19 protein-coding genes and 1 pseudogene are annotated in these 16632 nt (G+C 40.4%); 8 read left to right on the top strand and 12 right to left on the bottom strand.

Features of this window, described 5'->3' with window-relative positions; translation table 11 throughout:
* Positions 1-83 precede the first annotated feature (83 nt).
* On the top strand, positions 84-1049 hold the full coding sequence (locus HMPREF1048_RS05805; protein ID WP_000789622.1) for a substrate-binding domain-containing protein: 966 nt from the start codon (positions 84-86) through the stop codon (positions 1047-1049).
* A gap of 77 nt (positions 1050-1126) precedes the next feature.
* Positions 1127-1267 (top strand): annotated as a pseudogene (locus HMPREF1048_RS12615) (DNA mismatch repair protein MutT); the annotation flags it as partial.
* Here the strand turns inward: HMPREF1048_RS12615 and HMPREF1048_RS05800 are convergent.
* The 5 genes from HMPREF1048_RS05800 to coaB form a co-directional block, all read right to left on the bottom strand.
* Positions 1264-1779 carry a transcription repressor NadR gene (locus tag HMPREF1048_RS05800; protein ID WP_000159190.1) on the bottom strand — a complete coding sequence of 172 codons (516 nt, stop codon included), beginning with the start codon at positions 1777-1779 and terminating at the stop codon, positions 1264-1266. The pseudogene HMPREF1048_RS12615 and the gene HMPREF1048_RS05800 sit on opposite strands and share 4 nt — an antisense overlap.
* Before the next feature lie 11 nt (positions 1780-1790).
* Positions 1791-2318 (bottom strand): ECF transporter S component, encoded by a 528-nt coding sequence (locus tag HMPREF1048_RS05795; RefSeq protein ID WP_001097393.1) that lies wholly within the window; start codon positions 2316-2318, stop codon positions 1791-1793.
* 174 nt (positions 2319-2492) lie between these two features.
* A complete protein-coding gene (locus tag HMPREF1048_RS05790; RefSeq protein WP_000747412.1) occupies positions 2493-3056 on the bottom strand; it encodes an ECF transporter S component in 564 nt (187 codons plus the stop codon).
* Complete coding sequence (gene coaC, locus HMPREF1048_RS05785) at positions 3040-3591, bottom strand: phosphopantothenoylcysteine decarboxylase (protein WP_000940138.1); 552 nt, start codon at positions 3589-3591, stop codon at positions 3040-3042. The genes HMPREF1048_RS05790 and coaC overlap by 17 nt, the downstream gene beginning before the upstream one ends.
* A gap of 11 nt (positions 3592-3602) precedes the next feature.
* A complete protein-coding gene (gene coaB / locus HMPREF1048_RS05780) occupies positions 3603-4292 on the bottom strand; it encodes a phosphopantothenate--cysteine ligase (RefSeq protein ID WP_000699486.1) in 690 nt (229 codons plus the stop codon).
* A 229-nt stretch (positions 4293-4521) separates the two neighbouring features.
* Between coaB and HMPREF1048_RS05775 the strand changes: the two genes are divergently transcribed.
* The 3 genes from HMPREF1048_RS05775 (at position 4522) to radC (ending at position 9366) form a co-directional block, all read left to right on the top strand.
* The gene (locus tag HMPREF1048_RS05775; RefSeq protein ID WP_000845260.1) at positions 4522-6192 is read left to right on the top strand and encodes a formate--tetrahydrofolate ligase; all 1671 of its coding nucleotides are present in this window, start codon (positions 4522-4524) and stop codon (positions 6190-6192) included.
* Between the two features lie 159 nt (positions 6193-6351).
* Positions 6352-8643 carry a DNA helicase PcrA gene (gene pcrA / locus HMPREF1048_RS05770; RefSeq protein ID WP_000992845.1) on the top strand — a complete coding sequence of 764 codons (2292 nt, stop codon included), beginning with the start codon at positions 6352-6354 and terminating at the stop codon, positions 8641-8643.
* A gap of 42 nt (positions 8644-8685) precedes the next feature.
* Complete coding sequence (gene radC / locus HMPREF1048_RS05765) at positions 8686-9366, top strand: RadC family protein (protein ID WP_000286930.1); 681 nt, start codon at positions 8686-8688, stop codon at positions 9364-9366.
* Here radC and HMPREF1048_RS05760 read toward each other — a convergent pair.
* The 7 genes from HMPREF1048_RS05760 to HMPREF1048_RS05730 all read right to left on the bottom strand — a co-directional run bounded on the left by HMPREF1048_RS05760 (position 9363) and on the right by HMPREF1048_RS05730 (position 14135).
* Positions 9363-10052 carry a gamma-glutamyl-gamma-aminobutyrate hydrolase family protein gene (locus HMPREF1048_RS05760; protein ID WP_000743345.1) on the bottom strand — a complete coding sequence of 230 codons (690 nt, stop codon included), beginning with the start codon at positions 10050-10052 and terminating at the stop codon, positions 9363-9365. The genes radC and HMPREF1048_RS05760 overlap by 4 nt on opposite strands.
* 17 nt (positions 10053-10069) lie before the next feature.
* Positions 10070-10711 (bottom strand): redox-sensing transcriptional repressor Rex, encoded by a 642-nt coding sequence (locus HMPREF1048_RS05755; protein WP_000653420.1) that lies wholly within the window; start codon positions 10709-10711, stop codon positions 10070-10072.
* Positions 10712-10793: 82 nt separating this feature from the next.
* Positions 10794-11009 (bottom strand): DUF4649 family protein, encoded by a 216-nt coding sequence (locus tag HMPREF1048_RS05750; RefSeq protein ID WP_000462491.1) that lies wholly within the window; start codon positions 11007-11009, stop codon positions 10794-10796.
* A gap of 7 nt (positions 11010-11016) precedes the next feature.
* The gene (locus tag HMPREF1048_RS05745) at positions 11017-11364 is read right to left on the bottom strand and encodes a DUF1831 domain-containing protein (RefSeq protein ID WP_000863540.1); all 348 of its coding nucleotides are present in this window, start codon (positions 11362-11364) and stop codon (positions 11017-11019) included.
* Positions 11365-11368: 4 nt separating this feature from the next.
* A complete protein-coding gene (locus tag HMPREF1048_RS05740) occupies positions 11369-12484 on the bottom strand; it encodes a cysteine desulfurase family protein (protein ID WP_000639650.1) in 1116 nt (371 codons plus the stop codon).
* A 9-nt stretch (positions 12485-12493) separates the two neighbouring features.
* Positions 12494-13453, bottom strand: coding sequence for a ribose-phosphate diphosphokinase (locus HMPREF1048_RS05735; RefSeq protein ID WP_001283823.1), 960 nt, complete (start codon positions 13451-13453; stop codon positions 12494-12496).
* A 112-nt stretch (positions 13454-13565) separates the two neighbouring features.
* Positions 13566-14135 (bottom strand): CYTH domain-containing protein, encoded by a 570-nt coding sequence (locus HMPREF1048_RS05730; protein ID WP_000681276.1) that lies wholly within the window; start codon positions 14133-14135, stop codon positions 13566-13568.
* A 128-nt stretch (positions 14136-14263) separates the two neighbouring features.
* Here HMPREF1048_RS05730 and yjbM point away from each other — a divergent pair, with 128 nt between their 5' ends.
* From yjbM to HMPREF1048_RS05715, 3 genes are read left to right on the top strand one after another with little or no spacing between them, the layout of a single operon-like run.
* Complete coding sequence (yjbM, locus tag HMPREF1048_RS05725) at positions 14264-14935, top strand: GTP diphosphokinase (protein ID WP_000171680.1); 672 nt, start codon at positions 14264-14266, stop codon at positions 14933-14935.
* Positions 14919-15737: an NAD kinase gene (locus tag HMPREF1048_RS05720; protein WP_000799054.1), complete on the top strand. Its 819-nt coding sequence runs from the start codon at positions 14919-14921 to the stop codon at positions 15735-15737. Before yjbM ends, HMPREF1048_RS05720 begins: the two co-directional genes overlap by 17 nt.
* Positions 15734-16630 carry an RluA family pseudouridine synthase gene (locus tag HMPREF1048_RS05715; RefSeq protein WP_001209984.1) on the top strand — a complete coding sequence of 299 codons (897 nt, stop codon included), beginning with the start codon at positions 15734-15736 and terminating at the stop codon, positions 16628-16630. The genes HMPREF1048_RS05720 and HMPREF1048_RS05715 overlap by 4 nt, the downstream gene beginning before the upstream one ends.
* The last annotated feature ends 2 nt before the right edge of the window (positions 16631-16632 follow it).

Below are 16632 nucleotides of genomic sequence, written 5' to 3'. Positions count from 1 at the left end.
GAAATAGTAACAATTTATTAGATGACGTACAATAATCGGGATTGAAACTATCCCTATAGATATATATTACGAGGAGTAATAACATGAAAAATATTAAAAAAATTAGCATTTTTGCTTTGTTTGTAACATTTATTTTTGCTTTAGTAGCTTGTGGAAAAACTGGTTTAGGAAATTCATCAAATGATAATAAATCTACGACTCAAAAGTCGGCAAAAGAATTAAAATTAGGAGTTTCTATTTCTACTACTAACAATCCTTATTTTGTGGCTATGAAAGATGGCCTTGAAAAAGCTGCAGGGGAAAAAGAAGTAACTTTGAAGATAGCAGATGCACAAGATGATGCTGCTAGACAAGCAGATGATATTCAAAATTTTATTAGTCAAAATGTAGATGCTTTACTAATTAATCCAGTTGATTCTGATGCAATTGTTACATCTATTAAAGCTGCTAATAATGCAAACATTCCGGTAATCTTAATTGACCGCGGTAGTAATGGTGGTGAAGTCTTGACAACTGTTGCTTCTGATAACGTAGAAGCAGGTAAAATGGCTGCAGAATTTATTACCAAGCAATTGGGAGAAAAAGCAAAAACTTTTGAATTATCAGGAGTCCCTGGCGCTTCTGCAACTGTAGATAGAGGTAAAGGATTTGAACAAATTTCAAAGACAAATTTAGATGTTCTTTCTAGTCAATCCGCTAATTTTGATCGCGCAAAAGCTTTGAATACAGCGCAAAATATGATTCAAGGAAACAAAGAAGTACAAGCAATCTTTGCACAGAATGATGAGATGGCGTTAGGAGCTGCACAAGCAGTAAAAGCAGCTGGTCTTAGCAATGTATTAATTGTTGGTATTGATGGTCAACCAGATGCACATGATGCTATTGCAAAAGGTGATATTACTGCCACTATTGCTCAGCAACCAGCTAAGATGGGTGAAATTGCTATTCAATCAGCAATAGATCATTATCAAGGGAAAAAACTGGAAAAAGAAACAGTTTCTCCAATTTATCTTGTGACTAAGGATAATGTTGATCAACATAACTGGTGATATATTTTTAGTAAGCAAGTAGTTGTTAATTTTCATTCAATGTGCTTTTTAAATATCATTGTTACTATTTGAGCTATTGGATTCAAAAAGACCAGATTCCAAACTTGGATCTGGCCTATGATATGCTACCTTTGATGGAGATGATGGAAGCTCCTGACAAATCTGAATTTTTCTACCGCCACCGTACAGAAGATGGCTGGGCGAAGAAAATCTTCTAGTCTTTTACTAAATAACCTAGCTGATCTAAGGCCTCCTCGATATAGTGGAGGTCTTGTTGTGTTTCGGCTTCAACTAGGTGGTAATGGATACCATCTGTCAATTCAGATAAAGGTTTAAAATCAGAATGCTCGACTTGTTCTAGAAAATGCTGAACATCTCGGCGACAAGACAGTTTCAGCAAGGTTTCAATTTCTCCATAGACGGGATGGTCAATCAAGGTGTTTTGAACACGTCCGCCATTATCTACGATAGCAAGGAGTTCTTGACCGATTTCTTCAACTTCATGTTTCACTTTGAAAAGTTTGTGAACATAAGGATTGGTTTCAATTTGCTTATAGACGTAGCCACGATTGGTGGATAGGATAGGAGCGCCATCGGCTCTTAAAATTGCAATGTCCTGTACAATGACCTGGCGTGTAACATGAAAATGTTCAGCTAAACTTTGGCCATTGAGGGCTTTAGGAGTTTCTTTCAAGAGTTGGAGCAGGGCTTGTTTGCGATCTTTTGTCATAGTTCTTCCTTTTAACGGCGTTTGCGAAGCACTTTATAGACAGCTAGTGCTAATGTATAGTCTACCATACTATGAATAATTGTGCCAAATCCAACTAGTACAAATAGAACATAAAACATATTTTCTACATTGGTACCGGAAGTTGCATAAAAAACGACACAAGCTAATACTTCAGCAAGGGCATGGACAAGTGCTAACACAAAGTTGAAAATCCAGGAAGCTTTTGGTTTATCTAGGGTATCGGGGAATTTTTGTAGGTAAAGAGCCCCCAAAGTCCCAAAAAAGATATGGGAAAAAGCTCGAAATACGATAACCATAGGATAGCCAGCCATCAAAAATCCAAAACTAGAGGCTAAGATGACAAAAACTGCCATCAAGGGCGACAAGAACATAGCAATAAAAATAGCGATGTGGCTTCCTAAAGTATAGGAAGCAGGTGGAATGACAATCTTGAAAGGCATAACAATTGGAATCAAAATTGCAATAGCCGTTAAGAGGGCAGTCATTGTCATAAATTGTGTCTTTTTCCGTGTGTTCATAAGAATCTCCTTTTAACTGTATATACACTAGTATAGTATAATAAACAAGACAATAAATCAAGGATTTACTTAAGTTTATAGGCCATTTTAAATTAAATATTGGCAAAGATTTCACTAAAAAGAAACTGTATAGAGCAAAATCTCCACCTTCAAGTTTGAAAGCGGAGATTATTTTTATTTCTTCAAGGTTTGTAGTCTTGGAACAATGGCTAGGGTTAGAACTGCGGAAATGACTAATTCAGCAATCGAATTTGTTGAGATAACAGTTGCTAGGAGTTTTTGGATATTCCCATCAAAGACATTTCCAAAAAGGTAGAAAATTCCACCAAGTACAAAGACTGTGTTAGTAAGTGAACCAAGGGCACCAGCTAGAATCAGACCAGTTTTATTTTTCATCAGTTTATAAACTAGATAAGGAGTTAAACCAATCAAAATACGTGGGACGATGGCAATGATAGCTGAGTAGATGTTTCCATTTGGTACAAATGGGGAAAAGAGATAGCTTGTCGGTAGAATCGTAATCGTGTTAACGGTCAAGCTAAGTAGTCCCATTAAAAATCCAAGTGTAACCCCAACTCGTGGACCGTAAATAATGCTGGCAATAATGACAGGAATATGAACGATGGTCGGTTTGATTGGGAATGGAAAAAGGTTAAAGATAAGTGAGCTTAGAAAATGAATCACGAGCATGGTTGCAAAAAAGATAGCAATAGGTGCAATATTAGAGCGTTTTTTCATCGAGAGTTTCCTTTATTCTTTCTAAAATAATTGTGAGGTCAGCTAAAGCTCCTCGTCCATGGTCTCCACAAGCTAGTAGGGATTTCTTAGGAGCAATCAGCTGATAGCCGTAGGTTTCTAATGTTTTCAGATTATTCTGAGTTGCTGGATGTTCATACATCTTTGTATTCATAGCAGGAGCTATTAGTTTGGGAATATGACTGGGTAAGGCTAGAGCTGTACTGGTCACCATGTTGTCCGCAAAGCCGTGGGCTAATTTTGCAATAGTGTTAGCAGTTGCAGGGGCCACAATAAATAAATCCGCCTTTTTTCCAAGTTCGATATGATTGACTTGATCTGGATAGGGTTCTTTCATGACATCCAAGGGAATAGGATTCTGTGAGAGTACTTGTAGTGTCAAAGGTTGGATAAATTCTGTAGCAGCCTGAGTCATTAAGACAGTGACTTGATGACCTTGTTTTTTTAGAGAACTGACTAAATCTGCCGACTTGTAAGAGGCAATTGATCCTGTTACAGCCAAGAGAATATGTGCCATAGTTTTCCTTTCTATGAATGATAGGCTTGAATTTTTTCAAGGAGGAGTTCTGCAATTTCTTCTTTAGTCTGGACTGTTTGAAGCTGATCTTTCTCAACAAAGATAGCTCGGTGCTGACCTGCTGAGATTTGAGTGAGATCATTTGCGATAATCAAGTCTGCTTGGTTCTTGATAAGACTTTTTCTAGCAATGTCAACCAGATGATCCTCGTTAACATCAACCAGCAGTTTGAAACCAATCAGATGAATAGTAGGATTCCATTTCTTGACTAGAGATATGATTTTGGGTGTTTTTTTCAGGAATAAAACCTGAATCTCATCAGTCGAAGAAATCTTTGCCTGATGATTCTGCTTGCTTAAAAATTCTTCTAGATTGGAACTAGATTGAACTTCCTCAAACCCTGTCATATAGACAGGAGTGTAATCAGATACGGCCATTGAGTGAATCAAGACCTGATAATCCTGAACACGTTCTTGCATTTCCAGTAGAAGGTTCTTGGTATTGTTAATTTCTCGAATGCTTAGGTTGGGATGGGTTTCTGGCTTCAGAGCTCGTTTTGTCGTCATTAAACAAACTTCATGCCCTGCAGCAAGCAAGGTTTCTGTGATGATTTTGCCCAAGTGACCTGTAGAATGGTTAGTGATAGAGCGGACGCTATCGATAGCTTCACTGGTACCGCCCGATGTAACTAAAATTTTCATAGCACTATTGTACACAAAAATAAACGGTAAGTAAAATGAAAGTGATAAATTTTTGGTAAAAACGAAGATTTACTATAGTTTCAAACTATAAAGCCATATAAAATTTAAGAAAGGACTCTAAAAACCTTAAAAACAGGGATATTTACGAACGTTTAGAGAGTTTTGGGATGTTAAAAATCTTGTTTTGTGATATAATGAATTATCATATAAGAGGTTAGAGGAGTTTTGAATGAAAACAGATATTGAAATCGCACAGAGTATTGAGTTGAAACCAATCGTTGATGTTGTAGAGAAACTTGGAATTTCTTACGACGATTTAGAGTTGTATGGAAAGTACAAAGCTAAGCTCAGCTTTGATAAAATTCGTGCAGTTGAGAGCAATCCAGTTGGGAAATTGATCTTGGTTACTGCCATCAACCCAACACCTGCAGGTGAAGGAAAATCAACCATTACCATTGGTCTGGCGGATGCCTTGAATAAAATTGGCAAGAAAACGATGATTGCTATCCGCGAACCATCTCTTGGTCCAGTCATGGGTATCAAAGGTGGTGCTGCTGGTGGTGGTTACGCACAAGTTCTGCCAATGGAAGACATCAACCTTCACTTCACTGGAGACATGCATGCTATTACAACTGCCAACAACGCTCTTTCTGCTTTGATTGACAACCACTTGCACCAAGGAAATGAGTTGGGAATTGACCAACGTCGCATTCTCTGGAAACGTGTTGTGGACTTGAACGACCGTGCCCTTCGCCATGTGACCGTTGGACTTGGTGGCCCTCTAAATGGTATTCCACGTGAGGATGGCTTTGACATTACCGTCGCTTCCGAAATCATGGCAATTCTTTGCTTGGCGACTGATATTGAGGATTTGAAACGCCGTTTGGCGAATATTGTTATCGGTTATCGTTACGACCGTACACCAGTTTCTGTAGGTGATTTGCAGGTTGAAGGTGCCTTGGCTTTGATTTTGAAGGATGCGATTAAACCGAACCTGGTTCAGACAATTTACGGAACACCTGCCTTTGTTCACGGTGGTCCATTTGCCAATATTGCTCACGGGTGTAACTCTGTCTTGGCAACGACAACAGCCCTTCACTTGGCTGATTACACAGTTACTGAAGCTGGTTTTGGTGCAGATCTTGGTGCCGAGAAATTCCTTGATATCAAGACACCAAACTTGCCAACATCTCCAGATGCAGTTGTCATTGTTGCAACCCTTCGTGCCCTTAAGATGAATGGTGGTGTAGCTAAAGATGCTCTGACTGAAGAAAATGTAGAAGCAGTCCGTGCAGGTTTTGCCAACTTGAAACGCCACGTTGAGAACATCCGTAAGTTCGGTATTCCAGCAGTTGTGGCTATTAATGAATTTGTTTCTGATACAGAAGCTGAAGTTGCAGCCTTGAAAGAACTCTGTGCCTCAATCGATGTTCCAGTTGAGTTGGCTAGTGTCTGGGCTGATGGTGCAGAAGGTGGAGTAGCTCTTGCTGAAACGGTTGTCAAGACCATCGCTGAAAACCCAGCTAACTACAAACGTTTGTATGATAATGACCTTTCTGTCCAAGAAAAGATTGAAAAGATTGTTACTGAAATCTACCGTGGTAGCAAAGTAAACTTTGAGAAGAAAGCTCAAAAACAAATCGCTCAAATCGTTCAAAACGGTTGGGACAAATTGCCAATCTGTATGGCTAAAACTCAATACAGTTTCTCAGACAATCCAAATGCACTTGGAGCTCCTGAAAACTTTGAAATTACCATTCGTGAATTGGTACCAAAATTAGGTGCAGGCTTCATCGTTGCTCTAACTGGCGATGTCATGACCATGCCAGGACTTCCAAAACGACCTGCTGCTCTTAATATGGATGTTGAAAGCGATGGAACAGTTCTAGGCTTGTTCTAATAGTTTAATTGAATTCAAATGAGTTTGGAAATACTATCCAAGCTCATTTTTTATCTAGATATAAGGAGTTGCCTTCTACACGTAACCAGTCTAGGTAAAGATATTTTCCCTGAATTCTGATATAATAGAAATATTGACTTCAAGAGTAAGGAAGAGAAGATGAACGCATTATTAAATGGAATGAATGACCGTCAGGCTGAGGCGGTACAAACGACAGAAGGTCCCTTGTTAATCATGGCAGGGGCTGGCTCTGGGAAGACTCGAGTTTTGACCCACCGTATCGCTTATCTGATTGATGAAAAGCTGGTCAATCCGTGGAATATCTTGGCCATTACCTTTACTAATAAGGCTGCGCGTGAGATGAAGGAGCGTGCTTATAGCCTCAATCCAGCCACTCAGGACTGTCTGATTGCGACCTTCCACTCCATGTGTGTTCGTATTCTGCGTCGCGATGCGGATCATATTGGCTACAACCGAAATTTTACTATTGTTGATCCAGGTGAACAGCGAACACTTATGAAACGTATTCTCAAACAGTTGAACCTGGATCCTAAAAAATGGAATGAACGGAGCATTTTAGGGACTATTTCTAATGCTAAGAATGACCTAATTGATGATGCGGCTTATGCTGCCCAAGCTGGAGATATGTATACACAAATCGTGGCTCAGTGTTATACAGCCTATCAGAAGGAGCTTCGTCAGTCTGAATCCGTTGACTTTGATGATTTGATTATGCTGACCTTACGTCTCTTTGATCAAAATCCTGATGTTTTGACTTATTACCAGCAAAAATTTCAATACATCCACGTTGATGAGTACCAAGATACCAACCATGCCCAGTACCAACTGGTCAAACTCTTAGCTTCACGCTTTAAAAATATCTGTGTGGTTGGGGATGCGGATCAGTCTATCTACGGTTGGCGTGGGGCTGATATGCAGAATATCTTGGACTTCGAAAAGGATTATCCTCAAGCCAAGGTTGTCTTGTTGGAGGAAAATTACCGCTCAACCAAAACCATTCTCCAAGCGGCTAACGAGGTTATTAAAAACAATAAAAATCGTCGTCCTAAAAATCTCTGGACTCAAAATGCTGATGGGGAGCAAATCGTTTACTATCGTGCAAATGATGAGCTGGATGAGGCTGTATTTGTAGCTAGAACCATCGATGAACTTAGTCGCAGTCAAAACTTCCTTCACAAGGATTTTGCAGTTCTCTATCGTACTAATGCGCAGTCTCGTACTATTGAGGAAGCCCTGCTCAAGTCCAATATTCCTTATACAATGGTCGGCGGGACCAAGTTCTACAGCCGTAAGGAAATCCGTGATATTATTGCTTATCTCAACCTCATTGCTAATTTGAGTGACAATATCAGTTTTGAGCGTATTATCAACGAGCCTAAACGTGGAATTGGCCCAGGTACTGTTGAGAAAATCCGTGATTTTGCCAATATGCAAAACATGTCCATGCTAGATGCTTCAGCTAATATCATGTTATCTGGTATCAAGGGTAAAGCAGCCCAGTCAATTTGGGATTTTGCCAATATGGTTCTGGATTTGCGGGAGCAACTGGACCAATTAAGTATCACTGAGTTGGTTGAGGCGGTTCTAGAAAAAACAGGTTATGTCGATATTCTTAATGTCCAAGCGACTCTAGAAAGCAAGGCTCGGGTTGAAAATATCGAAGAGTTCCTCTCTGTGACGAAAAACTTTGATGACACCTCTGATGTGCCCGAAGATGAAACTGGTTTGGACAAACTGAGTCGTTTCTTAAATGACTTGGCCTTGATTGCGGATACAGATTCAGGTAGTCAGGAGACATCAGAAGTGACCTTGATGACCCTGCATGCTGCTAAGGGTCTTGAGTTTCCAGTTGTATTTTTGATTGGTATGGAAGAAAATGTCTTTCCGCTTAGCCGTGCGGCTGAAGATCAAGATGAATTAGAAGAAGAGCGTCGTCTTGCCTATGTAGGTATTACGCGTGCAGAGAAAATTCTCTATCTGACCAATGCCAATTCACGCCTGCTTTTTGGTCGTACCAACTACAACCGTCCGACTCGTTTTATTAACGAAATCAGTTCAGACTTGCTTGAGTATCAAGGATTGGCCCGTCCAGCAAATACAAGCTTTAAAGCGTCTTATAGCAGTGGTGGGGTTGCCTTCGGTCAAGGTATGAGTTTGGCTCAAGCTCTTCAAGACCGTAAACGCAGTGCTGCCCCAAAATCTATCCAGTCAAGCGGTCTTCCATTTGGTCAACTTTCAGCTGGTGCAAAATCAGCGTCTAGCGAGACAAATTGGTCCATTGGTGACATTGCTCTCCACAAAAAATGGGGAGAGGGAACTGTTCTGGAAGTCTCAGGTAGCGGTGCTACGCAGGAATTGAAAATCAATTTCCCAGAAGTTGGTTTGAAAAAACTTTTAGCTAGTGTAGCCCCAATTGAGAAAAAAATCTAATTTTTCATCCTTCTCACGAATAATAAAGTGAGGAGGATTTTTATGTACAGTATTTCATTTCAAGAAGATTCACTATTACCCAGAGAAAGACTTGCCCAAGAAGGAGTAGAAGCGCTCAGTAACCAAGAGTTGCTAGCTATTCTACTCAGGACAGGAACACGTCAAGCTAGCGTTTTTGAAATTGCCCAGAAAGTCTTGAATAATCTTTCAAGCCTAACGGATTTGAAAAAAATGACCCTGCAGGAATTGCAGAGTCTATCTGGTATCGGCCGTGTTAAGGCAATAGAATTACAAGCTATGATTGAACTGGGGCATCGTATTCACAAACACGAAACCCTTGAGATGGAAAGTATTCTCAGTAGCCAAAAGTTGGCCAAGAAGATGCAGCAGGAATTGGGGGACAAAAAACAAGAGCACCTGGTGGCGCTCTATCTCAATACTCAAAATCAAATCATCCATCAACAGACCATTTTTATCGGTTCTGCAACTCGTAGTATCGCTGAGCCGCGAGAGATTCTTCACTATGCTATCAAGCATATGGCGACTTCACTCATCTTGGTCCACAATCACCCTTCAGGAGCGGTAGCGCCTAGCCGAAATGATGATCATGTCACTAAACTTGTTAAAGAAGCCTGTGACCTGATGGGGATTGTCCTCTTGGACCATTTGATTGTCTCTCATTCTAATTACTTTAGTTATCGTGAAAAGACGGATTTAATCTAAAGTTCATTAACGACATAGTCAAAGAGGTTTTTATCTTTGGGGCGATTTTCAAATAGAAACTCTGGATGCCATTGGACACCGAGAAAGGCGACATCATCCGTACTCATGACAGCTTCAATGATACCATCCTTAGGATCATGAGCTGCAATCTTTAAGTTAGGTGCTAAATCCTTAATACTCTGATGGTGGAAGGAGTTGATATGGGAAATTTCTCCATAGATTTCTCGAAGAACTGTATCAGGCTCTGTCATCAAGCGTTGAGTTGTGTACTCAGCAGAACAATCCTGCCAGTGATCTTCGATATCTTGATACAAAGTTCCACCCATGGCAACGTTAAAGAGTTGTGTTCCACGGCAGACAGAAAAAATTGGTTTTTTCTGTTTAATAGCTTCGTTGATGAGTGCCAGTTCGAAGATGTCTCTTTGAAGGTGGTAGTCATCGCTATCGATGGTTTTTGGTTCACCATAGAATTTTGGATCAACATTTTGCCCACCTGTCAAGATGAGCTTGTCAATCATACTGATATAGTGGCAGGCCATTTCTTGATTACCAATCGGTAGGATGATGGGAATCCCTCCAGCGTCTTTAACGCCTTCAACAAAGCCTTTTGCTGCGTAGCTCATCATGATGTCATCATCTGGATGAGTTTTTTCGTTTCCTGTAATCCCTATAACTGGTTTTTTCATAAAATGATTTTCGCTTTCTAATCCTCTTTTCGCATGAAATAGAGGAGGGTTTGGAGTTCACTTGTCAAATCGACATACTGAACGACCACATCTTTTGGTAAATGCAGATGGACTGGTGAAAAACTAAGAATTCCTTTCACGCCAGCATCCACCAAGAGATTGGCAACCTCTTGTGACTTAACGCTGGGAACGGTCAGGATAGCAGTCTTCACATCAGCATCCTTGATTTTATCCTTGATTTGTGAAATTCCGTAAATGGGAATCCCATCAGGAGTTTGGGTACCGACTTCGGGATGGTTATCTAGGTCAAAGGCCATGATAATCTTCATCTTGTTACGCTCGTGGAAGCGGTAGTGGAGAAGGGCATGGCCCATATTTCCAATACCTACCAGCATGACATTGGTAATGGAGTTATCATTGAGCAAATCGGCAAAAAACGTCATCAGTTTTTTGACATCATAACCAAATCCACGCCGACCTAGTTCACCAAAATAGGAAAAATCACGACGTACGGTCGCTGAATCAATACCGATAGCCTCTGCAATTTGCTTAGAGTTGGCACGTTCAATCTTTTCTGCATGAAATCTTTTAAAAATTCTATAGTAGAGAGAGAGTCTTTTTGCTGTAGCTTTTGGAATAGCAGACTGTTTATCTTTCACAAAATCACAACCTTTCTATTCTTCTATTTTATAGAAACATTGTGAAAAAATCAACAAAAACAAGAAAAAACTAAGAAAAATCTTAGTTTTGATGTAAAAAATCTGCATGTGATAGAAAACGGTAGAGGTCTCCGACCAGACCCTGGTAAACTTCCTGGCCCTTAAAAGTCAGAGAAGTCACATAAAGTGTATCTGGTAGGGTCACACATCCTGACAGAGCCAGCATGAGAGCTTCATAATCCTCATACTTGAGAGTGCGCTCTACATGATAGCTGTCCTTATAGGTTAGTTCAAACATATGGGACCTATCTTTCAGATTTTGTAAAGACACCACGTTCTACCAAGCTATCCATGAGGAAGTAGAATTTTTCCTGATGAATGTGGTGGTCTTCTGATTTGAAAATATCAACTAGACGAAGGCCAAACTTGTCAGTGATATTGATTTTAGCCCCTGTAAGTTCCTTGTTAATAATGATTTTGAGTTGGAAGCCTTCACCGCTGTTTGGCACTTTTTCCAAAAGGCGAGTCAATTCATAGTTACCAACCTTTGTCTCAAAAAAAGTGTTGTCTTTGAGGGTGAATTTTTTAACAGAAGGGCTAAGAGTGTAGTCGTAACGACAATTTTTTAACTGAATGGTTTTTTCAAATGCCATATGGCTAACCTCCGATAATTTCTTTTAAGGTTTTTGCGAGGGTTTGTAGGTCTTCAACAGTATTTTCTGGCGACAAACTGATACGAACGGATTCCTTCAAGCGTTCTGAATTTGCCCCATACATAGCTTCAAGAACATGGCTGGATTGAACAATGCCTGCCGTACAGGCTGAGCCAGTAGAGATTGAAATTCCAGCCAAATCTAGACGAAGGAGTAAGAGATCATTTTTCTGGCCAGGAAATCCAATATTGAGAACATAAGGGAGATGATGTTCTCCTCTATTCAAGTAATATTGAATGTCCTCTAGCTCTGCCAGAAAGGCAGTTTCTAAATTTTGTACATGTTGAAAATGTTCTTCTTGTTTTTCTAGGTCTTCTTTTAGGGCTGCAACCATAGCCACTATGGCAGCTAGATTTTCAGTCCCTGCACGTTTTTTCTGTTCTTGGTCTCCGCCATGGAGATAGGAATCAAAGTCCATGCCAGATGCGTAGAGAAAGCCGATTCCCTTAGGACCATGGAATTTATGGGCAGAAGCGGTGAGAAAATCAATGCCCAATTCTTCTGGGTGTATAGGGATTTTTCCGATTGCCTGAACTGCATCGACATGATAGGCAGCAGGGTGTTGCTTGAGTATTTGGCCAATTTCAGCAATGGGCAGTAGGTTTCCTGTCTCATTATTGGCAAACATGGTTGAAACCAAAATCGTATCGCCACGTAAAGCTTTTTGAATTTGTTGGGCTGTGATTTCTTGATTTTCTGGCTGGATAATGGTTGCTTCAAAACCGAAGTGTTGAACCAAGTAATCAATGGTTTCAAGGACGGCATGGTGCTCAATGGCAGTTGTGATGATATGTTTTCCTTGTTCTTGATGACGAAGGCAGTACCCAATGATAGCAGTATTGTTGCCTTCAGTCCCACCAGAAGTGAAAAAGATATGTTGAGGTTTTGTCCCTAGTAACTGAGCTAGTTCCTGACGGGCTTCTCGCAAGAGTTTGCCAGCTTGACGACCATGACCATGAATACTAGAAGGGTTTCCATGGGTTTCTTGCATCACCTTGGTCATAGCTGAAATAGCAACTGCTGACATAGGAGTCGTTGCAGCATTGTCCAAATAAATCAAAGAATCACCTTATTTCTTTTTGTTGTAAGCAAAGAGTGGGCTGACTGGTTTTCTTTCGTGGATACGGACGATAGCATCACCAATTAACTCACTAGCAGTGATGTAGCATACGTTTTTAGGAGTTTTTTCTTTTGTTGCTACTGAATCAGTCACAAGAATTTCTTTAATATTAGTATTGTCGAGAAGTTCAGCAGCTCCCTCAACGAAGAGACCATGACTAGAAACAGCATAAATTTCTGTAGCTCCTTCACGTTCAACGATTTTAGCAGCTTCAGAGAAGGTACGTCCAGTATTTAAAATATCGTCAATCAAGATGGCTTTCTTACCTTCAACATCACCGATGATATAACCTTCGTTGCGAGTTGCATCGTCTTGAGGGTAGTCGATAATGGCGATAGGAGCATCAAGATATTCAGCCAGACTACGAGCACGTTTGACACCTGAATTTTTAGGGCTGACGACAACAACATCTGAACCAAGTAGGCCCTTATCGCAGTAATGTTTGGCAAATAGGGGAACTGTGTAGAGGTTGTCAACAGGAATATCAAAGAAGCCTTGAACCTGAACAGCATGCAAATCAAGGGTAAGGACACGGTCAACACCAGCCTTAACCAGCATATTAGCAACCAGTTTAGCTGTAAGTGGCTCACGAGGCGAAGCGATACGGTCTTGACGTGCATAGCCAAAATATGGAAGGACAACGTTGATGCTGTGGGCACTTGCACGCACACAAGCGTCTACCATGATAAGCAATTCCATTAGGTGGTTGTTAACAGGGAAACTTGTTGATTGGATGATGTAAACATCATAACCACGGACACTTTCTTCGATATTCACTTGGATTTCTCCGTCTGAAAATTGACGTGATGACAGTTTTCCAAGTGGGACACCAACAGCTTGTGCAATTTTCTGTGCAATCTCTTGGTTAGAGTTGAGTGCGAAAAGTTTCATATTTTTTCTATCTGACATTATAGACCGTCCTCTGTAAACTTTATAAATCCTAGTAATATTCGCCTTGCATATATGAACTAGGGATTGTGTATTTTTATCTTTTCTATTTTACCAAAAAATAGAGATTATTTCAGCTATTTTTCATACTTTTGACAAATCGGACCAATTTTGAGGGAGCTTTTTGGTAGGAAATCTGATTTTCCTCTAAAAATTGTTGGAAATCCTGTTTGCCTTGCTCATGATTTTCCACTTCAAGCTCTAATTCGTAATCTGTAATATCAAAGTACTGACTCTTATCCAGTGCCATGAGGCCAATAGCCGTTTGCATTTCATAGCGAAGCGTTGTTAGACAACCAAGTACCTGCCACTCACTAGTTTGGATGCCATGTTGAGCCAATTCATCAAGAACCAGTCCCTGAGGAAGTTCTTGCTTAGCCAGATAGTATTCAGCATCTTTTAGTTGCAATGTTTGATTGTATTCCATGTTTCCAACACTTTGAGGGACTTTGAGTGTCAATTCTGCCCAGTCTTCAAAGGTTCGAATGCGCATAGCAACTTTCTTTTCTCGCAGTTCAAAATCAGGCGTGTCTATGTAGTAATTTTTTTGAAGAACAGGAGTGACGTCTGTGAACTGCTCTTTTAGACGATCATATTCATCTTTTTTCAATAATGTTTTCAATTCAATTTCTAAATGTTTCATTTTTCTTACCTTTTCTTTATCTATGAAAGCGGATTATATGATATAATAGCTTTGTATTTATTGTATATGAATCTGGAGAAAAAATCAAAGATATTTTTGAAGGATAATATGAAAACAAGGGAGAATATATGACCTTAGAATGGGAAGAATTTCTAGATCCTTACATTCAAGCTGTTGGTGAGTTAAAGATTAAACTTCGTGGTATTCGTAAGCAATATCGTAAGCAAAATAAGCATTCTCCGATTGAGTTTGTGACGGGTCGGGTCAAGCCGATTGAAAGTATCAAGGAAAAAATGGCTCGTCGTGGCATTACTTATGCGACCTTGGAACACGATTTGCAGGATATTGCTGGTTTGCGTGTGATGGTTCAGTTTGTAGATGACGTTAAGGAAGTAGTGGAAATTTTGCACAAGCGTCAGGACATGCGAATTATACAGGAGCGAGATTACATTACTCATCGAAAAGCATCAGGCTACCGTTCCTATCATGTGGTAGTAGAATATATGGTTGACACCATCAATGGTGCCAAGACCATTTTGGCGGAAATTCAAATTCGTACCTTGGCCATGAATTTCTGGGCAACGATAGAACATTCTCTCAACTACAAGTACCAAGGGGATTTCCCAGAGGAGATAAAGAAGCGACTGGAAATTACAGCCAAGATTGCTCATCAGTTGGATGAAGAAATGGGTAAAATTCGAGATGATATCCAGGAAGCCCAGGCTCTTTTTGATCCTTTGAGTAGAAAATTAAATGACGGTGTAGGAAACAGTGACGATACAGATGAAGAATACAGGTAAACGAATTGATCTGATAGCTAATAGAAAACCGCAAAGTCAAAGGGTTTTGTATGAATTGCGAGATCGTTTGAAGAGAAATCAGTTTATACTCAATGATACCAACCCGGACATTGTCATTTCCATTGGTGGGGATGGCATGCTCTTGTCGGCCTTTCATAAGTACGAAAACCAGCTTGACAAGGTCCGCTTCATTGGTGTTCACACTGGACATTTGGGTTTCTATACGGACTACCGTGATTTTGAGTTGGACAAGCTAGTGACTAATTTGCAGCTAGATACTGGGGCAAAGGTATCATACCCTGTTCTAAATGTGAAGGTTTTTCTAGGAAATGGAGAGGTCAAGATTTTTCGTGCCCTCAATGAAGCCAGCATCCGCAGGTCTGATCGAACCATGGTGGCAGATATTGTCATCAATGGTGTTCCCTTTGAACGTTTTCGCGGAGATGGGCTAACAGTTTCGACACCGACTGGTAGTACAGCCTATAACAAGTCGCTCGGTGGAGCTGTTTTACACCCTACCATTGAAGCTCTTCAGTTGACGGAAATTGCCAGCCTTAATAATCGCGTCTATCGAACGCTAGGTTCGTCCATTATTGTGCCTAAGAAGGATAAGATTGAACTCATTCCAACGAGAAACGATTACCATACCATTTCGGTTGACAATAGCGTTTATTCTTTCCGTAATATTGAGCGTATTGAGTATCAAATCGACCATCATAAGATTCACTTTGTCGCATCACCTAGCCACACCAGTTTCTGGAATCGTGTTAAGGATGCATTTATCGGCGAGGTGGACGAATGAGGTTTGAATTTATCGCAGATGAACATGTCAAGGTTAAGACCTTCTTAAAAAAGCACGAGGTTTCTAAGGGACTTCTGGCCAAGATTAAGTTTCGAGGCGGAGCTATTCTGGTCAATGACCAACCTCAAAATGCAACTTATCTATTGGATATTGGAGACCGAGTTATCATCGATATTCCCGCCGAGGAAGGCTTTGAAACTCTGGAAGCTATTGAGCGCCCTCTGGATATTCTCTATGAGGATGACCATTTTCTAGTCTTGAATAAACCCTATGGAGTGGCTTCTATTCCTAGTGTCAATCACTCCAATACCATTGCCAATTTTATCAAGGGTTACTACGTCAAGCAAAATTATGAAAATCAGCAGGTTCACATTGTCACCAGGCTTGATAGAGATACTTCTGGCTTGATGCTCTTTGCCAAGCACGGTTATGCCCATGCACGATTAGACAAGCAGTTGCAGAAGAAGTCCATTGAAAAACGTTACTTTGCTTTGGTTAAAGGTGATGGACACTTGGAGCAAGAGGGAGAAATTATTGCTCCTATTGCGCGTGATGAAGACTCTATTATCACTAGAAGAGTGGCTAAAGGTGGGAAGTACGCCCATACTTCCTACAAGATTGTCGCTTCCTATGGAAATATTCACTTGGTCGACATTCGCTTGCATACTGGTCGAACCCACCAAATCCGAGTCCATTTTTCTCATATTGGTTTTCCTTTGTTGGGAGATGACTTGTATGGTGGTAGTCTGGACGATGGCATTCAACGTCAGGCCCTACATTGCCATTACCTATCCTTTTATCATCCATTTTTAGAGCAAGACTTGCAGTTAGAAAGTCCCTTGCCGGATGATTTTAGCAACCTTATTACCCAGTTATCAACTAATACTCTATAAAA

The organism is Streptococcus mitis SK575 (assembly GCF_000257865.1).
Taxonomy (GTDB): Bacteria; Bacillota; Bacilli; order Lactobacillales; family Streptococcaceae; genus Streptococcus; species Streptococcus mitis_CQ.
Note: the sequence above shows the minus strand (reverse complement) of the source record. Positions and strands in the feature narration are given on the sequence as shown.

Coding starts and splice junctions, on each gene's coding strand:
- HMPREF1048_RS05805 (WP_000789622.1), top strand. CDS start 84: ATGAAAAATATTAAAAAAATTAGCATTTTTGCTTTGTTTGTAACATTT.
- HMPREF1048_RS05800 (WP_000159190.1), bottom strand. CDS start 1,779: ATGACAAAAGATCGCAAACAAGCCCTGCTCCAACTCTTGAAAGAAACT.
- HMPREF1048_RS05795 (WP_001097393.1), bottom strand. CDS start 2,318: ATGAACACACGGAAAAAGACACAATTTATGACAATGACTGCCCTCTTA.
- HMPREF1048_RS05790 (WP_000747412.1), bottom strand. CDS start 3,056: ATGAAAAAACGCTCTAATATTGCACCTATTGCTATCTTTTTTGCAACC.
- coaC (WP_000940138.1), bottom strand. CDS start 3,591: ATGGCACATATTCTCTTGGCTGTAACAGGATCAATTGCCTCTTACAAG.
- coaB (WP_000699486.1), bottom strand. CDS start 4,292: ATGAAAATTTTAGTTACATCGGGCGGTACCAGTGAAGCTATCGATAGC.
- HMPREF1048_RS05775 (WP_000845260.1), top strand. CDS start 4,522: ATGAAAACAGATATTGAAATCGCACAGAGTATTGAGTTGAAACCAATC.
- pcrA (WP_000992845.1), top strand. CDS start 6,352: ATGAACGCATTATTAAATGGAATGAATGACCGTCAGGCTGAGGCGGTA.
- radC (WP_000286930.1), top strand. CDS start 8,686: ATGTACAGTATTTCATTTCAAGAAGATTCACTATTACCCAGAGAAAGA.
- HMPREF1048_RS05760 (WP_000743345.1), bottom strand. CDS start 10,052: ATGAAAAAACCAGTTATAGGGATTACAGGAAACGAAAAAACTCATCCA.
- HMPREF1048_RS05750 (WP_000462491.1), bottom strand. CDS start 11,009: ATGTTTGAACTAACCTATAAGGACAGCTATCATGTAGAGCGCACTCTC.
- HMPREF1048_RS05745 (WP_000863540.1), bottom strand. CDS start 11,364: ATGGCATTTGAAAAAACCATTCAGTTAAAAAATTGTCGTTACGACTAC.
- HMPREF1048_RS05735 (WP_001283823.1), bottom strand. CDS start 13,453: ATGTCAGATAGAAAAAATATGAAACTTTTCGCACTCAACTCTAACCAA.
- HMPREF1048_RS05730 (WP_000681276.1), bottom strand. CDS start 14,135: ATGAAACATTTAGAAATTGAATTGAAAACATTATTGAAAAAAGATGAA.
- yjbM (WP_000171680.1), top strand. CDS start 14,264: ATGACCTTAGAATGGGAAGAATTTCTAGATCCTTACATTCAAGCTGTT.
- HMPREF1048_RS05720 (WP_000799054.1), top strand. CDS start 14,919: ATGAAGAATACAGGTAAACGAATTGATCTGATAGCTAATAGAAAACCG.
- HMPREF1048_RS05715 (WP_001209984.1), top strand. CDS start 15,734: ATGAGGTTTGAATTTATCGCAGATGAACATGTCAAGGTTAAGACCTTC.